This is a genomic window from Sphaerisporangium sp. NBC_01403, from assembly GCF_045040145.1.
GTDB classification, from domain to species: Bacteria; Actinomycetota; Actinomycetes; order Streptosporangiales; family Streptosporangiaceae; genus Sphaerisporangium; species Sphaerisporangium viridialbum.
This window is the reverse complement of the sequence record NZ_CP109534.1, coordinates 8,712,225-8,729,217: the sequence shown is the minus strand read 5'-3', so window position 1 is coordinate 8,729,217 and position 16,993 is coordinate 8,712,225. Positions and strand designations below refer to the sequence as shown.

Below are 16,993 nucleotides of genomic sequence, written 5' to 3'. Positions count from 1 at the left end.
CTAACCTTATGTCGGCAACCCGGGTTCCTCTCCCTCGGCTACTTTGAGGTCATGGTGCAGCGGAGCAAATGCGACCGGGCGAGGCCGCGTTAAGAATTCGGCCCCTCCCGATGTCGGTCACGCCCGGATGCCGCTAAGGTGGCGCGCAGCCGCGGACCGCCTCCGATCATGGAGACCCTCCTTCCCAAGGCCAGGCATGTTAGCGCTCACATTTCCGCGACCCGAGGAGCCGCGTCCACAGGTGTCGATGCCGGTGGTAATGGCGGATCAAACTAGGAATCACCGGGTTGCGTCAAGAGGAAGATCGAGAGCTCCGGTGGCGCTTCAACCTTCTGGAACGCACTCATCTGCCATTACCGGCCCGCTCCCGCACCGTGTGCGAGACGGCTCGTGATGAAAATTTCAACCGAGCGCTTCGACCTTCGTCAGGTCGCCACACTGGATCAGCGCGACTATCTCGTCGTTGCCCCTCGTCATCTTCCCAAGGGGCAACGACTCACGATCCTGCCCGGCGACTGATCAAACTTCGCCGGCGGTAAGGCCGACGGGGCAGGAGACGCCGGTGCCGCCGAGGCCGCAGTAGCCCAGCATCGAATGGCTCCCGGCGTACGCATCCCAGCCCGTGAGGGACGACTACGGGCTAACGCTGCCCCGAGCGGAACTCCGTCCATAGATCGACGGCTTTCTCCAGATCGAGTGCCGCCACGTCCTCACGGGCTATGCCTACCGTGTAGATCAACCGATCGGCGAGCCAGTCAGGAACCGGCTCTCGCACAGATGTCTTTTCGACATGGATGTGATCGGTCAGGGTTCCCAGCCGGTCGATGACCTCGCCGAGGCGGACGACATCGGGGCGCGAGCCGCCGGCCTCTCGGACTCGCGCCTTGGCTTCGGCATAGACCTCAGCGTCGGCCCTTTCTCCGACAGCCCAGATCTCGCAGACCTCAACCGCCTTGTCGTCGGTGATCCGGTAGACGACCCGCCAGGTGTTCCGGCCGACGACAAGCTTGCAGAATCCGGTCAGCTCCCCGCCGAGCGGGTAGCCGGCCTCGGGGTTCTCCAGCAGCAGGAGGATCTTTTTCAGAACCTTGGGTACGGCATCCGGACCGATCCTGCGAAGATCATCAACGGCCGGGTCGGTGAATACGACGTCGGACACCGCTACTCGTCGTCATCCGGGAGCGCGGCCAGCGACTCACGGGTATGCCCGAAAGCGGAAAGGACGTCGTCGATCGACGTCCGCCGCCCACTGTCGGTCGCCGCCCGTACAAGAACGAGCGCAAGGTCACGCAGATCGGCCGCGGCCTCTTCCAGCTCGTTGAGACGCCGCATGCTCACGACGGCTGCGACCGGCTGATGCCGACGGGTCACCACCAGATCCGTCCCCTGCTCCGCGTCAGACACCAGACGAGCCACCCCGCGCTGCGCGGCCTCGGTGACCGTGAGCTCGGTCGCATCATGGAGAACAGTCATACAAAAACTATATAGAGAACTATACAGAACGGCAAGCGCCGGACCGGAGGTCTCGATTGCCGAGCCACTCGGACGGGTCACCTAGCTTGACGTTGGTGCCTCCGATGCCGCAGTAGCCGACAGAGGCCAGACATCCGCTAGGTCACCCGTCACGCACCCTTGGCCGGGTAACTGATCCAGCTTCTGATCAACGCCAGGTCACGCAGATCGGCCGCAGCCCCTTCCAACTCGCCGCGTGGCTTCCGTTCCTCGGGCCTAACGGTGTTGGCGTGGCCGACCAGTCGCGAGATGTGCTCGATGAGGACGCCCGAGTCCGAGAGCAGTGAGACGAAGCTGTGGCGCATCTCCCTGGGTGTCCACTCCGCGTCGACCAGCCCGGCGTCTTTGAGGATCTTCCGGAAGTCCCGCCGGACGTTGCCAGCGCTCAGCGCGGTCCCGTTCTTCGTGCAGAACACCAGCCTCGCGGTTCCGCCGTCGTCGGCGGTTCCGGCGCGGGCGACGCCGACGCCGCCCGGCCAAGCTGCATGGCGACAAAAGCTATGACTACCCCTGCGTGTGCCGCTTCCTGCGCGAACGTGGCATCACCTCGTGCATCGCCCGCCGCAGGGTGGAATCCAGCCAACGCCTGGGACGGCACCGCTGGGTAATCGAGTACACGATGGCATGGTCGAACGGGGACCGCCGCTACGAACGCCGGGCCGACCACTTCGCGTCCTTCATCGCCCTCGCGGCCGCTCTCATCTGCTACCGCCGACTCATCTGTCTGCAGGTCACCGAGGCCGGTAGCCCTTCTTTTTACGGCTGGCTGGCACGGCCCGGCGACCGGAGCCATGCTGTGCGGGTTTTTGTGCAGGCCGCTGTGCCGGTTTCTCCGCAGGGGAGGCGGGGGTACGGCCCCGCGAGCTGTTCACCGTCCGGCCGCGGACGATGCCGATGAAATCTTCCACCAGGTCAGTGGTCGCGTCCGTGGGCCAGGTCAGCGCAACCTGAGACTGCGGCGCGTCCGGCACCGGCCGGTAAGTGAGATCCCTGCGGTGGTGGAGGCGTGCCAGCGACAGCGGAACCAGGAGAATCCCAGTGCCGGCCGCTACCAGCTCGACCGCGTCCGCTGTTGTGCCCGGGCGGGTGAACGCGGGCAGCCCGGGCCGGACCGTCCACTCGATGGTGTCGTCCAGAGGATGGAACACCTCGTCGTCGATAAGGTCGGCGATGGCCACCTCGTCGGCGGCGGCCATCGCGTGGTCCTTAGGCACCATGACCACCGTGGTTTCCACGTAGAGAGGAATCACGCTGAGCCCATCCCGGTCGACCGGCAGCCTGACGAATCCGGCGTCGGCGCCGCCGTTCCGCAGGAGTCCCACCACCTCGGCGGCGGGAACCGCGACCAGGGTAATCGGCACGCCGGGCATTCTCTCGGTCCAGACGTTGACCCATTTCGCGGGTGTCACCCCGGGCACGTACGCCAGTCGAAACACCCTGCCGGGCTCTCCATCAGTCACTTCCTCAGGGTACCGATGTCAAGGGAACCTGTTCCGGCTGACTACTCTTGACGCCATGACCTCGCCCAAACCGAAGACCATCCAGACAATGAAGCCCGCGACCGCGGCCAAGAAGCTGGGTGTCCCCCTCTCGGCCACTCCCGCCGAGTTCCAGGCGAGTGTCGTCTCCAGGGACGAGCTGAACGAGTTGCAGTCGACGCCTCCCGCCTGGCTCGCCGACCTGCGCCGCAACGGCCCGCACACCAAGCAGGTCATCGCCGCGAAGCTCAGGGTCTCCATTGCCGGCCTGCTCAGAGGTGGGATCACCGGACCGCTCACCACCGCTGAGATCGATGCGCTGAAGGCGGAGAACCCGGCGTGGCTGGAGCGCGAGCGGTCCAGCCACGCCGAGGCCCGCAAAGAAGCGCTCCGCCTCAAGCAACGCTAGACAGCTGAGATCCCGCACGTTTCCGACCCCAGACGCGTCTCCAGGCTGCCGCCACCGCCTCGCTGAGTGACCAACTGGGTGACAACGACCCTGGACGAGGTCGGACGACGGTGGCTCACCGTGGACCGTAAGCCCAGTTGGGAGCGGGTATAGCCCATGGTCCCGCCCCCTTCCGGGTTGCTTTGCAAGCAGGATGTCAGGAGTTCGAATCTCCTAGGCTCCACCCACCGGTAAGCCCAGGCCAGGAGGCATCTTCCCCGCCTGGGCCTTGATCGTTGTTCGGCCTTCTCGATCTCACGTGCCCGTTGCGGCCCGATGGCTTCTTTATGCGGTCAAAGAGGTCCGAGGTCGATCAGATTGACAGCGGACGACGGTAGCGGACCTTGGTGATGAGGAACCCGTCACTCCGGTCCTCGACCATGCCACCGTCCTTACTCCAGCCCTGCCCTCGATAAAAGTCCTGGGCCCTGTCATTGCCTTCGAGCACCCACAGGGTGGCCTCGGCATAGCCGGCTCGGGCCAAATTGTCGACGACTTCCGCCATCAGCGCCTTGCCGACCCCCGTGCCCCAGACCTCGGGCAGCGTGTAGATCGATCCGATCATGCCTACGGCCGTCGGGTCGTCATCGGCGTCATCGGTGGGATAGAAGCGTGAGTAGCCCACGACCCTGTCGGCTTCCTCGGCCACCAGCGCGCCTGACGAGGGCCACTGAGATTCGGCGAGGACGTCCGCCCACGTTTTCTCGAAGGCCTCGGTATCCAAGTTCGCCAGGTACTCCTCGGGCATGAGTCCGTGGAAGGCCGCCTGCCATGACGCGGCCTGGATCACGCCAAGGGGCGCAGCGTCCAGTGGAACCGCCTGTCGAACTCGTCGCGTCATGATTTCCACTTCGATGGGCCGGGGTGCTTACGTCCGTACGAGCGCTAAATCGTATCCCGTCGCCTTGGGGATACTGCACCGGTTTTTCTGTCGGGCGACCAGCCAAGCAGTTGACGAGCAAGAGCTATGACCTCGGGTTCTCGGCCTCCGGTGAGAAGCGCAGCACCGGCGAGGTATCCGCCGCTGTCGCGGCCAGTGGCCGTCGGCTGTTCCGTGCGCCGGTACATCCTGGCGATGGCTGCGCACTGCAGTGCCATGGACAGCGCCATGGCCAGGCAGACGCCGGGCAGTCCCGAACCCGACAGGCCGTATGCGAGCGCGAGCTGGAGTGCCACGCCGCACGTGGTGATCCGCGCGAGGGCGGCACTGCCGCCGCTGCCTTCGAACACCCCGCCCAGCGCGATGAAACAAGCGAGAAGCACCAGGTACGGCCCCAGGTAGCGCAGATAGAGCGCCCCCGCCTCAGCCACCTCTCCCTCGCTGCCGAAGGCCCGCATGATCCATGGTCCGATGGTGAGCAGTGTCAGCATGGCCGAGAGCCCGAGAGCCCCGGCGAGGAGCAGCGACTGGCGCCCAATGGTCCGCCGCTCGTCGCGGCCGGCGCCGAGCAGATGGGCGGTGTGGATGGCGGCGGCCTGGCGTACCGAGTAGAAGGCCATGGTCGCGACGTACGTCGCCTTGGTCGCGATTCCGTACGCGGCGACCTCGCTGACGCCGATCCGGGCGACGATGGCGACGAGCGCGAGCGCCCCGGCCATCCGCGCGACGAAGTCGGCCGACATGGGAAGCCCTGTCGCGGCCGTCCTGCGCGCATCGGCGCTGAGCGACCCGGTCCGGTTCGGGGCCACCCGGGCTGCCTGCCGCAGTACGCCGTTGCGGCGCAGCACCACGAAACCGCAGATGAGCGCGACCGTCCGGCCCAGCACTGTGGCGATCGCCGCCCCACGCACCCCGAGGTCGAATCCCAGGATGAGCAAGGGGTCCAGCACGAGAATCAGCCCGTTCGCGAGGACCGCGAGCTTCATCGGGGTACGGGTGTCGCCCGCGCCCTTGAGGATGCCGTCGACGACGTTGGTGGCGAAGAACACCGTGATTCCCGGCAGCGCGATCGAGAAATAGCGGGTGGTGAGGGACAGCGAGTCGCCTTCGCCGCCCCCGAGCACGAGGCGGGCGAGCGGTTCGCGGCACAGGTATCCGCCGATGGCGATCACAGGTGTGACGAGCGCCCACAGGGCCCATCCGCCGCGCACGGCGGAGCGCATCGCCGCCGGATCCTCCGCACCTCTGGCTCGTGCGACCAGCACGGTCGTGCCTGAGCCGGCGACGAGGATGACGCCGAGCAGCAGGTTCTCGACATTCGTGGCGACAGCCACCGCGGCGACAGCGTCCCCGCCGAGCCGCGCCACCCAGACCATGTTGATGATCCCGGCCGTGACCCCCGCGAGAAGCTCGAAGTAGACCGGATATGCGAGCGACACCAGCCTGCGTCGGTGTTCTGCTGTCCCCATGATCGCATCCCCTCTTTCCGCTATGCATCGATTAGAGGTACAGCGGAAAGAGATACCATCACGGCATGGGGCAGGCAAGCGCGCGGACAGGCGCAGGAAGGGGTTCGGCGCATGCTGGAGCTGTCGATTCTGGGTTTCCTCTACGAGGAGTCCCTGCACGGCTACGAACTGAAGGCCCGTATCCAGGGCCTCAGCGGCCATATCCGCCCGGTTAGTGACGGCGCGCTCTATCCGGCCATCACCCGGCTGACGAAGGCGGGCCTGATCGAACAGCGCACCGAGCCAGGAAGCGGTGCCGCGCCCCGTCGGGTCCTTTCCCTCACCGAGGTGGGCCGCACCGAACTGCTGGCCCGGCTGCGGCACCCCAAGGAAGCGGAAATCACCGATGGGCAGCGCTTCTTCACGCTGCTTGCCTTTCTGCGCCACCTCCCCGACCGCGCCGAGCAGGCTGCCGTCCTCCGCCGCCGGCAGACCTTCCTCAACACCCCGGCGAGCTTCTTCTACCGTGATGGCGAGCCGGTACGGGCCGAGGAGGCGTCAGATTTCTTCCGGCAGGGCATGCTGCGCATCGCTCGCGCCACCGGCGCCGAGGAGAAGAAGTGGCTGGCCGAGACGATCAGCAGGCTGGAGGGCTGAAGGCACCCTTCCGAACTCGCGGCAGGTGGATCCTTGGATGGTGGGGGCGAGAAAGCTGATCGTCGGCTCACTACACTGACGAGCCATGACGGCGATGGACGAATTGATCCGCTTTGTGGCGCCGCCTACGGAACCGGTCGATGCGCACGGCGACTGGAGTGAGGTCGAGGCCGCCCTCGGGCTGGGGCTGCCCGCTGACTTCAAGACGCTCATCGAGCAATATGGGCACGGCCAGTTCGTTGACTTCATCACGCCGCTGACTCCGTTTGGCGCTCACGGCCCGCTGGTCCAGCACGCACAGCGGCTGCTGGACAGAGAGCGGTCTTTCCGTGAGAAGTATCCCGACGAATGCCCGTACCCGTTCTATCCGGAACCCGGCGGGCTGCTGGAGTGGGCCGGCACCGACAACGGTGACTCGCTCTGCTGGCTGACCGACGGAGAGCCGGACAGTTGGAGGGTCGTGGTCTGGAACTCGCGCAACGTCTACTACGACGCACATGACGTCGGCGCGGTGGAGTTCCTCCACGGCTGGTTGAGTGGACGGATCACCACGACGATATTGCCCGATGGGGTCGAGGCGTCGCCGTGGTTCGAGCCGTTTCGCGAGCGCGAACACGTCTACCTCAAGCTGTCCGAAGGCGAGTTGCCTTATCTTGAGCGGCTACGGATCCTCCGTGATGCGCTCGCGCCTACGGCCGACCGGGGCGCGTACGACGACGGAGACGGCTGTCGACAAGACCATTTCGCAGCCACGGACCTCGGCTGGTCGCTGACCTACGAGACGGCCTACGGTCACCAGATCCGGGTCGCCTTCCCGGCTGAAGACGAAAGGCGGGCGCGCGTCACACTGTTCGATGCCGTCCACCGCATGGGCTGCCAGGTGCTGTCGACGACGACGCACTGCGGAGAGCCGGTCTGGCCCTAATGCTGCGACCGGAAAGTTCCACCGGGATGCGTGGAGTGCCGAGGATGGCTTAGGTCAGCGACTTCGGATGGAGCGGCCGCCTGCAGTCCCAGGTAGGTCCACGAGACGTCCTGGCGCCCGTGAGGATCGTCGCGCTCTGCGAGATGGATCATTTCGAGCCCGTGCATGTGAGCCAAGTCGATCGTCTCCCTCGCGGAGACAGGGAACATGCGGCGGCCGATCGGGACAGGGCCGTGACGAAGGGAGAGGATCATGCGCCCGCCGGGGACGAGCAGGCTGACCAGGTTGGGCATCGCCGCCGACCGCTGCTGCTCGTCCAGGTGCATCCAGACCGCGGTCAACAGGATGAGATCGAAGCGACGCCCCTTTTCGCGCAGTCCCGCCAGGTCCGGTAGTGCATCATCGACCCACTCCATGTCCTGGTCGGCATGGAGGTACTCACCCAGCGCACGAAGTTCAGCGGTGGGCTCGGCGGCGACGACCACGTGGCCCTGGGCAGCCAAGGCCGCCGCATCGCGGCCACTGCCCGCTCCGATGTCCAGCACCCGGCTCGGCTGCGTGGGGAACAGGTGCAGCACCTCTCGGTGAACCTCCGCGAACGTCACGCTCTCGTACTGCTCGGCCAAGGTCTCTGCTGCTTCGCCGTACCCCGCAGTGGAGTGCAACTGTTTGAACGGTATGTCCCTATTCACGGAAGGGCACTCTAGTGCTGCGTTCCTGAATGGAGTCAAAGATCCCTGCTGACCTGGGGTGATGATGGTCTCAGGGGGGATTGTCATGCCGAAACTGCTGCATGCGCGTCCACCGGTGGACGCCGACGAGGAACGACAGATCCGCAGGCTGGCCGGGGCCCGTCATGCCCCGACCGACTGGATCATGAGAGCGCAGATCATCGCGTTCAGCTGGCAGGGATTACGTACCAGCGCCATCGCGGCCAAGCTGGGCTGTCACATGCAGACCGTGCACGAGCGGATCGAGCGCTCGGGGGACGTGGCCCGGCCAGGAGCACGAGGCGGACCATGTCGTCACGGACGTGCTGCAGGCGATGGAGATCCTGCACGGCGAGCGCTGACCGAAAGGCCGCGTCGTAGCTCGGTGGGAAACCGGCTCTGATCCTTCTCCGACGCGGTGCGGTGCCCGCCCCGGCCATCGGGTCTGTGTTGCTTGCCGGAGCGTCGTAAGGTGTCGCTCTCCGGGCGAAAGGATCATTGTGCCGCAGTTCTCCCGGTTATCGCGGTCAGCGCTGTCGGTATGGGTGGCGGCTGCGGCCGTCGCAGCTCTCCCGACCTGGGAGCTATGGCGCGAGCCACTCGATCGTGAGGAGCCCACCCGGACCTCTGGGAATATCTACGAGCTCATATGCCGGTACAGCGGTGAATCGACGCTGTCGCCGCTTGCCCCGCTGCGCCGTGATCTCGAAGCGGTCATGGAGATCACGGAGGACTGGGCGGTTGCGGCCCTCGTGGTCCTGCTCGGCCTCCTCGCGTGTCTGGGCCGCAGGGATCCCGGGGTGACGGGCCGGCGGGTGGCGGGGCTCCTCGTCCTGATCGCGGTCATCGAACCTCTCGCCTCGTTGTACAGCTATCGGAGAAGCTGCGGCGAGACGATCCCGCTGTTCAGCGCCGACTGGTTCAGAGGGGCGGCCGGCGGTTGGGGGATCACCCAGCTGTGTCTCCTGGTGGCCGCGGCGCTGGTGTTCGCCGCGTCGCGGGCGATGCGGTCCGTCACCGGGGACGAGCCGGGCGAGTCACAGGCCGGGATGGTGTGGCGTCGGCCGGTGGCGGCCCTGGTCGACTATTTGATCGTTGTCGCGGTCTTCAGCGCTGTCGTGGGGGCGGCCTGGCTCTTGGTCGACATCGACTTCAAGGTCCGCGTGGGAGCCGGACTTCTGGAGTGGGCCGACGCGTACGTGTTCCGGAGCAGCGTGAAGCCCGCGGGACTGGCCATCCTGGCCGGGCTGTTCCTCTATTTCTGGGTGCAGCACGCCCTGTGGGGGCGGACGCTCGGCAAGCGGCTGCTGGGTGTTCGGGTCATCGCCGCCCGGACGGGCGGACGGCTGGGCGCGGGCAGGACCGCGCTTCGCGCGCTGGTCTTCCCCCTCCTTGCCTTCGTCGCCGACGTCGGGTTGTGGTGTCTCCTCGCGGGCGGGCTGTGGATGCTCCTCGATCCTGATGGCCGGGTTCTTCATGACCGCTTGCTGGGCGCCGCGGTGGTACGCGACCGGGTGAAAACGCTCAGCTGGAGACCTGACCCGACATCATCTGCGTGATCTTGCTAACGCGGATGCTAACCATAGGTCTGGACGGCCCTGGACGACCATGGACTGAGAGACCTCACAGAGCCTGTCCGACCAGGCCCGGAAGACGGCTGTGGACGGTCCTGGACAATCGTCCCTGTGACGAAACTTGGACCTCAGCCACAGCGCGGCAGCGGACAGTAGATGGGCATGCGGGAACCGCGGCGCGGTCGTGATGGTGCGACCGTCCGCTGAGCTGCGGGAACGTCAGACGACGGGGTCCTCCCCATGGTTCCGAACCGGATATCCCATTCGTCATCCGGAGGCGGGACCGTGACCCGGTCACCACGCTTCGGACTCATGCTGAAACCTCCACCGGCCCGAAGTCGCCGCTCGTGGCCTTGCGAGCCTGGGCGTAGTGCGCGGGGTCGGCTTTGATCCGAGCGGTCGCCCGCCATCCTGCGATGACTTCCTGTGTGGTGACATCGACATCCAGTTCCGCGGCGTCAGAGAGCGCCTCTACCAGTTCGAGCGTGAAGGCACGCAGTTCGGCGGAGGTGAGGTGGCGAACCCAGGGGAAGACCTCGGGCATGGCGATGACCAGCGCGCGGGCGGTCGGATCGTGCTTGATGAGGGCGAGGAACAGACGGGATGCCGTAGCCAGTGTCTGCCCGCGCTGATCCTCACGATCGGCGGCGGTCAGGTAGAAGTCCGGGGCATCGCGGTGGGTGACGCGTACTCGACCGAGGCGCGCGGCGCGCTCGGCGACGGCTCGAGGGTTTCTCGACAGGTCCGAGAAGGTGACGGCGTCGGCGTTGCTGGTGCTCACCCTGCCATCATAAGTCAGAACACATTCTGAAGTTGGTGAACCAGAGAAGGAGCGTCACACGATCGCCTGTCAGCAAACAGGCCAAATCGAGCTGCCAGACGACTCTCAGCGCGAAAAACAGTCATGGAACGTGCAGCAACCCTTAGAAGGTCGCCCTGAATCAGTTCCCAGCTCGATGAAGGAGCAACGGCGAAGCCGCGCAGACGGACACGGCTCACGACCAGGAAGGCAGAGGCGAGCCCCACAAGCGGGTACGGCTCACCCCCAGAAGTCGGGCGCGAGCCGTACCGGTGAAGTCGGCGCTACTCCTCGGTCGGGACCAGGCCCGTCTGGCAGGCGGCCCACTCAGACGGGTCACCTAGCTTGACGTTGGTGCCGCCGAGGCTGGGATATCCATCGGGGCTCCGGAGGCCGCCGCGGTCCGAGTGGGAGATCACCCGATCGGATTCCAGCCTTCGGCTTCAGACATCGGTGTCCTTCGGGTGACGAGGTGATGCGTAGACGACCCAGACAGTTCGGGTGGCGTCATCGATGACATAGCGGACGCGCCCGCCGCTGGTGACCTCGAATTCCCATTGCTCTAGTTCCTCGCCATTGTGGCGATGAGTCGCGAGGTCGCCACGTAGGCGATGTTGACGCTCGTGATCAGCCCGTGAGCGTGGATCGGCGTGCAGTGCCTCAAAACACCGGCGCGTGTTGGCCAAGGCGTGACGGCACAACTCCTCCCATCCCTTGACCGCATCGCTGCTACCGAACCGGATATCCCATTCGCCATCCGGAGGTGGGAGCGTGACCCGATCACCACGCTTCGGACTCATACTGAGACCTCTACCGGCCCGAAGTCACCGCGTGTGGCCTTGCGAGCCTGGGCGTAGCGCACGGGGTCGGCCTTGATCCGAGCGGTCGCCCGCCAGCCCGCGATGACTTCCTGGGTGGTGACATCGACATCCAGCTCCGCGGCATCGGAGAGCGCCTCTACCAGTTCGAGGGTGAAGGCACGCAGTTCGGCGGAGGTAAGGTGGCGGACCCAGGGAAAGACCTCGGGCATGGCGATGACCAGCGTACGGGCGGTCGGATCATGCTTGATGAGGGCGAGGAACAGGCGGGATGCGGTAGCCAGCGTCTGCCCGCGTTGATCCTCGCGGTCGGCGGCGGTCAGGTAGAAATCGGGGGCGTCGCGGTGGGTGATGCGTACTCGACCGAGGCGTGCGGCGCGTTCGGCGACGGCTCGGGGGTTTCTCGACAGGTCCGAGAAGGTGACGGCGTCGGCGTTACTGGTGCTCACGCTGCCATCGTAAGTCAGAACACATTCTGATAGACGATGAACCACGGGAGAGAATGCCCTGACGTCGCCTGTCGGCAAACGGGCAAGCCGAACCGCCAGACGACTCACCCCGGGAAGACACGTGCAAGCGCGGGAAGTCACCCTCGGCCAGATCCTCGCCCGTCCGGCAAGGTCTCACATGGACGGGTCACACAGCTTGACGCTGGTGCCACCTACCGCAATATCCGCTAGGGACCTTGTACAGGTACTGCTGGCGGTAGTCGACAGCTGAGGCCGTCTCCGTCGTGGCTGGTCAGTCGGTGCCGGACTCCATCGCGGCGTGATCGAGCAGCTCGTCGCCGCCAGGGACCTCTCCGCGGGAGGCGATTGCCTCGGCCCCTCCCTTGGGCATCGCGCCGATCAGCCCGGTCGAGGCCGCCTGTGCGGCACCGATCAACGTCGGGTGCGGGCTGCCGACCATGCCGAGGTCGGCGTACTGCTCCAGCTTGGAGCGAGAGTCGGCGATGTCGAGGTTACGCATGGTGAGCTGGCCGATGCGATCGACCGGCCCGAAGGCAGAGTCCTCGGTCCGTTCCATGGACAGCTTGTCCGGGTGGTAGCTGAACGCCGGTCCTGACGTGTCCAGGATGGAATAGTCATCACCGCGCCGCAGTCTCAGGGTCACCTCGCCGGTGACCGCCGTCCCGACCCAGCGCTGCAGCGACTCGCGCAGCATCAGCGCCTGCGGGTCCAGCCAGCGGCCTTCGTACATCAGCCTGCCTAGTCGCCGTCCCTCGTTGTGGTAGCTGGCGAGGGTGTCCTCGTTGTGGATGGCATTGACCAGCCGCTCGTACGACGCGTGCAGCAACGCCATTCCCGGTGCCTCGTAGATGCCCCGGCTCTTGGCCTCGATGACCCGGTTCTCGATCTGGTCGGACATGCCCATGCCGTGCCGGCCGCCGATGGCGTTGGCCTCCAGCACCAGGTCGATGGCGGAGGCGAACTCCTTGCCGTTGATCGTCACTGGTCGCCCCTGCTCGAAGCCGATCGTGACGTCCTCGGCGGCTATCTCGATGGCGGGATCCCAGAACCGCACGCCCATGATCGGTTCGACGATCTCGATGCCCGCGTCGAGGTGCTCGAGCGCCTTGGCCTCGTGGGTCGCGCCCCAGATGTTCGCGTCGGTGGAGTAGGCCTTCTCCGCGCTGTCCCGATAGGGCAGGCCGCGGGCGAGCAACCACTCGGACATCTCTCTGCGACCGCCGAGCTCGCTGACGAAATCAGCGTCCAGCCACGGCTTGTAGATCCGCAGGGAGGGGTTGGCAAGCAGGCCGTAACGGTAGAACCGCTCGATGTCGTTGCCCTTGAAGGTGGAGCCGTCCCCCCAGATCTGCACCCCGTCCTCGAGCATCTCGCGCACCAGCAGAGTGCCCGTGACGGCCCGCCCGAGCGGGGTGGTGTTGAAGTAGACACGGCCACCGGACCGGATATGGAACGCCCCGCAGGCCAGCGCTGCGAGCCCCTCCTCCACGAGGGCCGCCCGGCAGTCGACCAGTCGGGCGATCTCCGCGCCGTACGCTGTGGCGCGCCCGGGCACGGAGGCGATGTCGGGCTCGTCGTACTGGCCGATGTCGGCGGTGTAGGTGCACGGCACTGCACCCTTCTCGCGCATCCACGCGACCGCTACAGAGGTATCGAGGCCGCCAGAGAAAGCGATCCCGACACGTTCGCCGACAGGCAGGGAGGTAAGAACCTTGGACACGAGTAGGAGTATATACATTGCTATGCATGAGCATGCAAACACAGTCGAGGCCGGGGCTATCAGGTGCCCCACTGGGACGGGTCACCTAGGTTGACGCTGGTGCCGCCGAGGCCGCAGTAGCCCAGCATCGAATGGCTCCCGGCGTACGCATCCCAGCCCGTGAGGGACGACTACGGGCTAACGCTGCCCCGAGCGGAACTCCGTCCATAGATCGACGGCTTTCTCCAGATCGAGTGCCGCCACGTCCTCACGGGCTATGCCTACCGTGTAGATCAACCGATCGGCGAGCCAGTCAGGAACCGGCTCTCGCACAGATGTCTTTTCGACATGGATGTGATCGGTCAGGGTTCCCAGCCGGTCGATGACCTCGCCGAGGCGGACGACATCGGGGCGCGAGCCGCCGGCCTCTCGGACTCGCGCCTTGGCTTCGGCATAGACCTCAGCGTCGGCCCTTTCTCCGACAGCCCAGATCTCGCAGACCTCAACCGCCTTGTCGTCGGTGATCCGGTAGACGACCCGCCAGGTGTTCCGGCCGACGACAAGCTTGCGGAATCCGGTCAGCTCCCCGCCGAGCGGGTAGCCGGCCTCGGGGTTCTCCAGCAGCAGGAGGATCTTTTTCAGAACCTTGGGTACGGCATCCGGACCGATCCTGCGAAGATCATCAACGGCCGGGTCGGTGAATACGACGTCGGACACCGCTACTCGTCGTCATCCGGGAGCGCGGCCAGCGACTCACGGGTATGCCCGAAAGCGGAAAGGACGTCGTCGATCGACGTCCGCCGCCCACTGTCGGTCGCCGCCCGTACAAGAACGAGCGCAAGGTCACGCAGATCGGCCGCGGCCTCTTCCAGCTCGTTGAGACGCCGCATGCTCACGACGGCTGCGACCGGCTGATGCCGACGGGTCACCACCAGATCCGTCCCCTGCTCCGCGTCAGACACCAGACGAGCCACCCCGCGCTGCGCGGCCTCGGTGACCGTGAGCTCGGTCGCATCATGGAGAACAGTCATACAAAAACTATATAGAGAACTATACAGAACGGCAAGCGCCGGACCGGAGGTCTCGATTGCCGAGCCACTCGGACGGGTCACCTAGCTTGACGTTGGTGCCTCCGATGCCGCAGTAGCCGTTCGGCACCTCAAAAAGGTAGTGCTGGTGATAGCGCTTCACTTGGCAACACCTGCGCCTGGCGCAGGTGGAACCCTGCGGGCGAAGGCCCCGAGCCGCTCCGCGAGCGCGGCGACAAGGTCGCGGAGGTCGTCCGGTCGCTCGATGATGAACGGCTGGTCGAGCGACGCGAGCACCGGAGGCAACCAGTCGAGCCGCTCCGCTCGCAACTCGACGCGGAGCCAGCCCTCGGTCTCGGGATCGGCGCCGCCCGCGGACGTGGGCTCCTCCACAGTCGCGATGCTCGCGGGAAGCCGGGCGCGGATCTGCTCGACTGTCCCCTGGATGCGCAGGACCACTTCATGCCGGTACGGAGCCTTGGCGAGTCCCGACAGAACACGCTGCGCCGGATCAAGCCCGGCGGGCGGCTCGAACGAACCTGGCAGGGTCCTCGCATCCGCGATGCGATCCAGCCGGAAGATCCGATCCTCGCCGATCTCGGGATCCGCACCCGTGACGTACCACCGGCCCGAATGGGCGACGAGGCCGTACGGATGCAGCGTGCGTTCGCTGCGCCGGCCGTCGGCGGCGGTGTACCTGATCGAGATCGGACGGTGATGGCGCACAGCATCGGCGATGGAGAGCAGGACCGCGGTCTCCGGGGTGGCGAACTCGCCGGGCGGAGCCGTGAAGGCGAGGGTTTCGAGCACGGTGTCGAGCCTGCGGGCGAGCCGCTCGGGCAGGACCCGTCGGATCTTGGCCGCTGCCGTCTCGCTCGCCGTACCCATCATCGTCATCAACCCTGTCCGGCGCCCGGCGACCAGGCCGAGCAGCACGGCGAGCGCTTCGTCGTCACTCAGCATGAGCGGAGGCAGGCGGTATCCGGGAGCGAGCCGATACCCGCCGTAGCGGCCGCGCACCGACTCGACGGGCACGTCGAGGTCGACCAGGTGGTCCACGTACCGCCGAACGGTGCGCTCGTCGACGCCGAGCCGGTCGGCGAGCTCGGCCATCGTCCGGATGCCGCCCGACTGCAGGAGCTCCAACAGCGTGAGCACGCGGTGAGTAGGTCGAGCCACGTCACACAACTTAGTGCAAATAGTGGGCGGTTTCTGTCCAGTATTCGTCCTAGCCTGCCATGGAAGAACGGCCCCATAACCAGGGAGACCACCATGGACTTCGTATCGATCCGCATCATCACGGGCGACGTCGCACGCCTCGTCGACTTCTACGAGCGAGCCACGGGAGTGCGCGCCAGTCGGTACAGCGAGGACTTCGCCGAGCTCAGAACTACCTCCGGCACCCTCGCGATCGGCAGCACCCGCACCGTCCCGCTCTTCGCGCCTGGCGCTGCCCGTCCTGCCGACAACCGCACCGTAATCATCGAGTTCCTCGTCGGCGACGTGGACGGTGTGCATCAGAATCTGACCGGCTTCGTCGAGGAGTTCGTCAACGAGCCCACCACAATGCCCTGGGGCAACCGGTCGCTCCTGCTGCGTGACCCCGACGGCAACCTCGTCAACTTCTTCACCCCCGTCACCCCAGCCGCCCGCGAGAAGTTCGCTCGCTGACGACGCGGCAGGGGCCTGCGGGCGGTCGCGCGGGTCCGCTGTGCCGATCGGATGGGGAGATCACATCGGATAGACCCGGGAGGCGCGGGGGCAGAACCAGTTCAACGAGATCGGGCTGGCCTGCCTGGACCCTCGGTGGGCGGGAGGTGTTAGCCGTTAGCCGGGCGGCCAAGAGCCAGGATCAGCCAGTCATCGCACGTCAGGCTTCACCGGCGGTCAGGCCGACGGGGCAGGAGACGCCAGTGCCACCGATGCCGCAATACCCATTTGGCACCTTAAAAAGGTACTGCTGGTGATAGTCCTCGGCGAAGTAGAAGTGGGGGGCTGGGGTGATTTCTGTGGTGATGGGGTCGTAGCCGGCTGAGGTGAGGACCTGCTGGTACGCGTCGCGGGACGCGAGGGCGGACTTCTCCTGGGCCGGGCCGTGGGTGTAGATGGCCGAGCGGTACTGCGTGCCGACGTCGTTGCCCTGGCGCATGCCCTGCGTGGGGTCGTGCGCCTCCCAGAAGACCTTGAGGAGTTCCTCGTACGACACCTTGCTGGGGTCGAAGACGACGCGGACGACCTCGGTGTGGCCGGTGAGCCCGGTGCACACTTCCTCGTATGTCGGGTTCGGGGTGTGGCCACCCTGGTAGCCGACCGACGTGGACACGACGCCCGGGGTCTGCCAGAACTTGCGCTCGGCGCCCCAGAAACAGCCGAGCCCGAACTCGGCGATCTCGGTCCCCTCGGGGTACGGCCCGGCGAGCGTCGCGTCGAGCACCGCGTGCCGCGCGGGCACGGGCATCGTCGCCGTACGTCCGGGGAGCGCCTCGTCCGCGGTCACCATTGAAGTCTTGTTCTTGCCGAAGAGCCAGCCCATCGCGCACCTCCGTC

21 protein-coding genes and 1 pseudogene are annotated in these 16,993 nt (G+C 66.2%); 7 read left to right on the top strand and 15 right to left on the bottom strand.

Annotated features, from left to right (window positions below):
* Positions 1-640 precede the first annotated feature (640 nt).
* From OG589_RS39350 to OG589_RS39340, 3 genes are all read right to left on the bottom strand, one after another.
* Positions 641-1,159, bottom strand: a complete 519-nt coding sequence (locus tag OG589_RS39350) for a type II toxin-antitoxin system RelE/ParE family toxin (protein WP_405143676.1) — start codon at positions 1,157-1,159, stop codon at positions 641-643.
* Between the two features lie 2 nt (positions 1,160-1,161).
* Positions 1,162-1,473 carry a hypothetical protein gene (locus tag OG589_RS39345; protein WP_405143658.1) on the bottom strand — a complete coding sequence of 104 codons (312 nt, stop codon included), beginning with the start codon at positions 1,471-1,473 and terminating at the stop codon, positions 1,162-1,164.
* Positions 1,474-1,622: 149 nt separating this feature from the next.
* Entirely contained in the window at positions 1,623-1,928 is a 306-nt protein-coding gene (locus OG589_RS39340; protein ID WP_405143675.1) for a tyrosine-type recombinase/integrase, read from the bottom strand.
* Between the two features lie 26 nt (positions 1,929-1,954).
* Between OG589_RS39340 and OG589_RS39335 the strand changes: the two are divergent.
* Positions 1,955-2,230: pseudogene (locus tag OG589_RS39335) on the top strand (IS5/IS1182 family transposase); the annotation flags it as partial.
* A gap of 13 nt (positions 2,231-2,243) precedes the next feature.
* Here the strand turns inward: OG589_RS39335 and OG589_RS39330 are convergent.
* The gene (locus tag OG589_RS39330; RefSeq protein WP_405143674.1) at positions 2,244-2,972 is read right to left on the bottom strand and encodes a LysR family substrate-binding domain-containing protein; all 729 of its coding nucleotides are present in this window, start codon (positions 2,970-2,972) and stop codon (positions 2,244-2,246) included.
* Positions 2,973-3,027: 55 nt separating this feature from the next.
* Between OG589_RS39330 and OG589_RS39325 the strand changes: the two genes are divergently transcribed.
* Positions 3,028-3,399, top strand: a complete 372-nt coding sequence (locus OG589_RS39325) for a DUF5997 family protein (RefSeq protein ID WP_405143673.1) — start codon at positions 3,028-3,030, stop codon at positions 3,397-3,399.
* Positions 3,400-3,751: 352 nt separating this feature from the next.
* Here OG589_RS39325 and OG589_RS39320 read toward each other — a convergent pair whose 3' ends face one another.
* Positions 3,752-4,279, bottom strand: coding sequence for a GNAT family N-acetyltransferase (locus OG589_RS39320; protein ID WP_405143672.1), 528 nt, complete (start codon positions 4,277-4,279; stop codon positions 3,752-3,754).
* 44 nt (positions 4,280-4,323) lie between these two features.
* Positions 4,324-5,787 (bottom strand): MATE family efflux transporter, encoded by a 1,464-nt coding sequence (locus OG589_RS39315; RefSeq protein ID WP_405143671.1) that lies wholly within the window; start codon positions 5,785-5,787, stop codon positions 4,324-4,326.
* Between the two features lie 111 nt (positions 5,788-5,898).
* Here OG589_RS39315 and OG589_RS39310 point away from each other — a divergent pair, with 111 nt between their 5' ends.
* Complete coding sequence (locus OG589_RS39310; protein ID WP_405143670.1) at positions 5,899-6,423, top strand: PadR family transcriptional regulator; 525 nt, start codon at positions 5,899-5,901, stop codon at positions 6,421-6,423.
* Positions 6,424-6,508: 85 nt separating this feature from the next.
* Positions 6,509-7,348, top strand: coding sequence for an SMI1/KNR4 family protein (locus OG589_RS39305; RefSeq protein WP_405143669.1), 840 nt, complete (start codon positions 6,509-6,511; stop codon positions 7,346-7,348).
* Here the strand turns inward: OG589_RS39305 and OG589_RS39300 are convergent.
* Positions 7,345-7,974, bottom strand: coding sequence for a class I SAM-dependent methyltransferase (locus tag OG589_RS39300; RefSeq protein ID WP_405143668.1), 630 nt, complete (start codon positions 7,972-7,974; stop codon positions 7,345-7,347). The two genes, OG589_RS39305 and OG589_RS39300, sit on opposite strands and share 4 nt — an antisense overlap.
* Positions 7,975-8,125: 151 nt before the next feature.
* Here OG589_RS39300 and OG589_RS39295 point away from each other — a divergent pair, with 151 nt between their 5' ends.
* Complete coding sequence (locus tag OG589_RS39295; protein ID WP_405143666.1) at positions 8,126-8,461, top strand: helix-turn-helix domain-containing protein; 336 nt, start codon at positions 8,126-8,128, stop codon at positions 8,459-8,461.
* A gap of 313 nt (positions 8,462-8,774) precedes the next feature.
* Entirely contained in the window at positions 8,775-9,617 is an 843-nt protein-coding gene (locus OG589_RS39290) for an RDD family protein (RefSeq protein ID WP_405143665.1), read from the top strand.
* Between the two features lie 325 nt (positions 9,618-9,942).
* Here OG589_RS39290 and OG589_RS39285 read toward each other — a convergent pair whose 3' ends face one another.
* The 7 genes from OG589_RS39285 to OG589_RS39255 form a co-directional block, all read right to left on the bottom strand.
* A complete protein-coding gene (locus OG589_RS39285) occupies positions 9,943-10,413 on the bottom strand; it encodes a hypothetical protein (RefSeq protein WP_350955391.1) in 471 nt (156 codons plus the stop codon).
* Positions 10,414-10,874: 461 nt separating this feature from the next.
* Complete coding sequence (locus OG589_RS39280; RefSeq protein ID WP_405143663.1) at positions 10,875-11,231, bottom strand: hypothetical protein; 357 nt, start codon at positions 11,229-11,231, stop codon at positions 10,875-10,877.
* Positions 11,228-11,698 carry a hypothetical protein gene (locus tag OG589_RS39275; RefSeq protein WP_405143662.1) on the bottom strand — a complete coding sequence of 157 codons (471 nt, stop codon included), beginning with the start codon at positions 11,696-11,698 and terminating at the stop codon, positions 11,228-11,230. Before OG589_RS39275 ends, OG589_RS39280 begins: the two co-directional genes overlap by 4 nt.
* Positions 11,699-11,990: 292 nt before the next feature.
* Positions 11,991-13,439 carry an argininosuccinate synthase gene (gene argG / locus OG589_RS39270; RefSeq protein WP_405143660.1) on the bottom strand — a complete coding sequence of 483 codons (1,449 nt, stop codon included), beginning with the start codon at positions 13,437-13,439 and terminating at the stop codon, positions 11,991-11,993.
* Between the two features lie 177 nt (positions 13,440-13,616).
* Positions 13,617-14,135, bottom strand: coding sequence for a type II toxin-antitoxin system RelE/ParE family toxin (locus OG589_RS39265; RefSeq protein WP_405143659.1), 519 nt, complete (start codon positions 14,133-14,135; stop codon positions 13,617-13,619).
* A 2-nt stretch (positions 14,136-14,137) separates the two neighbouring features.
* Complete coding sequence (locus tag OG589_RS39260) at positions 14,138-14,449, bottom strand: hypothetical protein (RefSeq protein WP_405143658.1); 312 nt, start codon at positions 14,447-14,449, stop codon at positions 14,138-14,140.
* Positions 14,450-14,605: 156 nt separating this feature from the next.
* Positions 14,606-15,625, bottom strand: a complete 1,020-nt coding sequence (locus tag OG589_RS39255) for a helix-turn-helix transcriptional regulator (protein WP_405143657.1) — start codon at positions 15,623-15,625, stop codon at positions 14,606-14,608.
* Between the two features lie 93 nt (positions 15,626-15,718).
* On the opposite strand from OG589_RS39255, the gene OG589_RS39250 reads away from it, so the two are divergent.
* The gene (locus tag OG589_RS39250) at positions 15,719-16,117 is read left to right on the top strand and encodes a VOC family protein (RefSeq protein WP_405143656.1); all 399 of its coding nucleotides are present in this window, start codon (positions 15,719-15,721) and stop codon (positions 16,115-16,117) included.
* A 199-nt stretch (positions 16,118-16,316) separates the two neighbouring features.
* Here OG589_RS39250 and msrA read toward each other — a convergent pair whose 3' ends face one another.
* The gene (gene msrA, locus OG589_RS39245; protein WP_405143655.1) at positions 16,317-16,979 is read right to left on the bottom strand and encodes a peptide-methionine (S)-S-oxide reductase MsrA; all 663 of its coding nucleotides are present in this window, start codon (positions 16,977-16,979) and stop codon (positions 16,317-16,319) included.
* Positions 16,980-16,993: the final 14 nt, after the last annotated feature.